We start from the raw sequence: 3,735 nt of genomic DNA on the forward strand, positions 1-3,735 counted from the left end.
TCAGCCGTTGAAGGCACCCACACATCGACCATAACCCACACGGCCGCGAGTGCGGATCCGATCTACGACAATTTCAACGCAAACAATGTAACAGCAACAATCACCGACAATGACCGCTTCGCCTTCGTGGCAAACAGAACGTCCGGGAACATATCGATTTACAACGTCGACCCCTCAACCGGAGCGCTTTCCCCGGATCCGGGCTCCACGTTCCTCATCGATGCAGCGCCGGGTTCATTTGCGGTCGCCGCTCACCCGTCGGGTGAGTTCCTCTACGTGGCAAATGCCGACAACGACACCGTTTCCGCCCTTGCGATTGATTCCTCCACCGGCGGGCTCTCTCTGATAGAGGCGGAAATTGCAGCCGCCAATGCCCAGCCCTTCTCCGTGGCCGTCGACCGGACGGGCTCATTCCTGTACGTGGCGAACATCGGGGACGGTACTGTCTCAGCCTACTCGATCAACCAGTCGACTGGGGAACTCACACCTATAGGAAACCCAGTCGCTTCGGGAACGCAGGCCCGATTCGTCGCACCCCACCCGACGGCCGATTTTCTCTACGTTGCCAACGAGGGTGACAACAATTTCTCCGGATTCATCATCAATCCAGGCGGATCACTTGCGCCTATCTTAGGGGCAAATCCTTCACCATATAGCAGCATATTTCCAACTGGTAAAAGACCACGCGGCCTTGCTATCGATCCCACGGGCCAATACCTCTACACGGCAAATTACGACCCGGCAAGTAATACAGGCAGTATAACGGCATTCCAGATAGATGATGGAACCATGGGCGGTGATACAGGTTCCCTCATCTGGATCTCCGATACGGACACGGGAGAAAGGACGCGCTCGGTGGCAACACATCCCAATGGAGGATTTGTCTACGCGCTGAACGAGAGAACTGCAAACATTGATGCATTTGCGATTGATGATGGGAGCACCGGTGGCACACCGGGGGACCTCATCAGCCCATCAACGGTTCCCGGGTCCCCATTTCCCACATCGGCCGCAGCCAATCCACCGAACAACGACGACAGGTCGTATACGGTGACGGTTGATTCCAATGGGAACTTCGCCTTCGCGACCAACTTCGTTGACGGGACCGTGGATTCTTTCGTCATCAATGCAGCAGACGGTTCTCTCTCGGGACGAACGACAGTTTCCGCCGGCAGCGGCCCAGCCGGCATCACCATACTGGGGGTTCTTCCCTAAAAAGCTATTGATACCCGACCCGGAAGGCGGAAATGCGATCCGCCTTCCGGGTCTTACCCTCGAGACGAGCATCATTGACAACTCATCTCTTGCCGTGTTAAAAGCTTAAACATATTTTTTTGCCCTCAATTTTTACATTGGCAAAATCACTGGTGGTTATTGGTGGACAGGAACAAGGTTGGCATATCGATCATGGCTGCTGCAATCCTTGCCTTGTGGGGGTCTTGGGCGGGCGCCGAGGTCAAACCCGGCACTTTTACCGTCTCCCCCCTTGTCGGGATTTACACCTTCGACAGCGAGCAGAGGCTCGAGGACGGAACCCTCTTCGGGCTCCGGCTGGGATACAACTTCGACCGTCACTGGGGCGGGGAGCTATCCTTCGACTACGTTGACACGGAGTTCGACTTCGTCGATGTCAATGCCGAGGGCTACCTCTACCACGCCGAGGGCCTCTACCACTTTCGCCCCGAGGAAAAATTCGTCCCCTTCGTCGCGGCGGGAATCGGCGGCATCGACATTCAGTTCGAAGGCGCGGGGAGCAGCTCCGGGTTCCTCTTCAATTACGGTGCCGGGGCAAAATTCTTCGTAGGGGAAAACATCGCCATACGGGGCGACATCCGGCACATCATCGCCTACAGCGACGCCCTGAACAACTTCGCCTTTACCCTGGGGGTCACGTATCAGTTCGGCAAGGCGAAAGAACCGCCAAAGGACAGCGACATGGACGGCATCAGCGATTCGGAGGACCTGTGCCCGGGCACTCCCTCCGGCGCCCCCGTCGACGCGAAGGGCTGTCCCACCGACAGCGACAATGACGGCGTCGCCGACTACCTCGACAGCTGCCCGGAAACGGCTGCCGGAGAAAAAGTCGACGAAACGGGCTGTGTCGTGCCGGAAAAGAAGGAAGTGTCGATGACGCTGAACGTGGAGTTCGACAAAAACAGCGCGGAGGTCAAAGATACGTATGGCCCGCTGCTTGAAAAAGCAGCCGACTTCATGAAGAAATACCCCGAGACTGCCGCGGTCATCGAGGGCCACACGGACAGCACGGGCCGCGCCGAATACAACCTCGCCATATCGCAGAAGAGAGCCGACAGCGTGAAAAACTACCTCGTCGAGAGATTCGAGATAGACCCGTCCCGTATCAAAGCCGTCGGCTTCGGTGAAACCAGGCCTGTCGCCGACAACAAAACGAAAGAAGGGAGGGAGCGCAACCGCAGGGTCCTGGTTATCATAACCGCCGCTCCTTTGAGCGGGCAGTGACGGAAAGCACACCAGAGCCCGATGCGCTTCTGCCCGGCGCGCCCCCGGCTTAAAATTCACCGCCATCACCTCCACAGCAGTTTCCGTGAGATACCGCAGGTGTGAAAGAAACAAGCCGGTAATTACCCGCGTGCTTTGTGAGAGTTTTGCCTGGCCCAACCTTATCCTGGCCGCACCCACGCCGGGGACAGTCCGGACTCTCTGCTCCCTCGCCATTATTTTCTGTTACAATGTCTCTTTTAGGAGGAAAACGTGAGTTTCGCGAAGGCAGAGTTTACCTCTCTTAAGGATGCAGTTGCCCGGATCGACGATGGAGCGAGCGTCGTCATCGCCGGATCTATGGCAAACTCGCCCATGGCCCTGATCAGGGAAATGATACGGGCGCGGAAGAAGGACCTCGACCTTTTTGTCTCCCCGATCGGGGGCATCAACATCGATATGCTGATCGGGGCGAATGCGGTCAGGTCGCTCGAGTTCCCGCAGATCTCCATGGGCGAGTACGGGCTCGCGCCGAACTTCCGTCGCGCCTCGGAAAAGGGCCTGATCAAACTGAAGGAGCACACGTGACCGGGCATACTCGCGGGGCTCCAGGCTGGGGCCATGGGCCTTCCCTTCATGCCCGTGCACGGCGTCCACGGAACCGACTACGAGCGGGTGAGGAAAGATTTCCTCAAGGTAACGGACCCCTATTCCGGGAGGGAGATTTTCGTCGTCCCATCGATTACCCCCGATATCTGCATACTGCACGCGATATTGAGCGACCCCCTCGGCAACCTGGTCATCCCGGGATCGGAGGCCAACCGGCTCGCCGCCCTTTCGGCCCGCACGACGATCGCTTCCGTTGAACGTATCGTCGACGAAAAGGATCTGGTCGCCAGAATGGGACAGACATTTCTCTCTGCCCTCCACGTCGACCTCGTCGTTCACCGGCCCCTGGGGGCCCATCCCACGTCCTGCCCGGGCACATACCCGGTCGACGGGGATCACGTAAAGCTTTACGTTGACCGGGCAAAGAGCGAAGAGAAGTTTCACGGCTACCTGGCCACCTACGTGTTCGGCATGAGCGAGGAAGAGTACGCGGCAGGGGTTGCGGAACTATTTTTTGAAAATGCCCTTCCCTGAAACGATCATAACGGTGGAGGAGTACCTGTCCTTCCTCATTTCCCGGGAGGTTCGAAGCAACGAGCTGACCGGCGTGGGGACCCTTTCACCCGTTCCCCTCATCGGCGCGCTCCTTGCGCAAAAGACCCACGCGCG

At 57.9% G+C, this 3,735-nt stretch carries 5 protein-coding genes; all 5 read left to right on the forward strand.

Annotated elements, in window-relative coordinates; translation table 11 throughout:
* Positions 1–1,215, forward strand: a 1,215-nt coding sequence (locus tag GTN70_02615) for a beta-propeller fold lactonase family protein (GenBank protein NIO15886.1), incomplete at its 5' end; no start/stop codon positions are given.
* Between the two features lie 162 nt (positions 1,216–1,377).
* Positions 1,378–2,478 (forward strand): OmpA family protein, encoded by a 1,101-nt coding sequence (locus tag GTN70_02620; protein NIO15887.1) that lies wholly within the window; start codon positions 1,378–1,380, stop codon positions 2,476–2,478.
* A 252-nt stretch (positions 2,479–2,730) separates the two neighbouring features.
* Positions 2,731–3,045: a hypothetical protein gene (locus GTN70_02625; protein ID NIO15888.1), complete on the forward strand. Its 315-nt coding sequence runs from the start codon at positions 2,731–2,733 to the stop codon at positions 3,043–3,045.
* Between the two features lie 33 nt (positions 3,046–3,078).
* Positions 3,079–3,600, forward strand: coding sequence for a hypothetical protein (locus GTN70_02630; protein NIO15889.1), 522 nt, complete (start codon positions 3,079–3,081; stop codon positions 3,598–3,600).
* The coding region (locus GTN70_02635; GenBank protein ID NIO15890.1) for a hypothetical protein at positions 3,587–3,735 on the forward strand (149 nt) is incomplete at its 3' end. The genes GTN70_02630 and GTN70_02635, both read left to right, overlap by 14 nt.

This window comes from Deltaproteobacteria bacterium (genome assembly GCA_011773515.1).
Classification (GTDB): domain Bacteria; phylum Desulfobacterota; class Deferrimicrobia; order J040; family J040; genus WVXK01.

Bases quoted from the DNA above. Each gene is read 5' to 3' on its own strand.
- GTN70_02630 (NIO15889.1), top strand. From the start codon at position 3,079: ATGGGCCTTCCCTTCATGCCCGTGCACGGCGTCCACGGAACCGACTAC.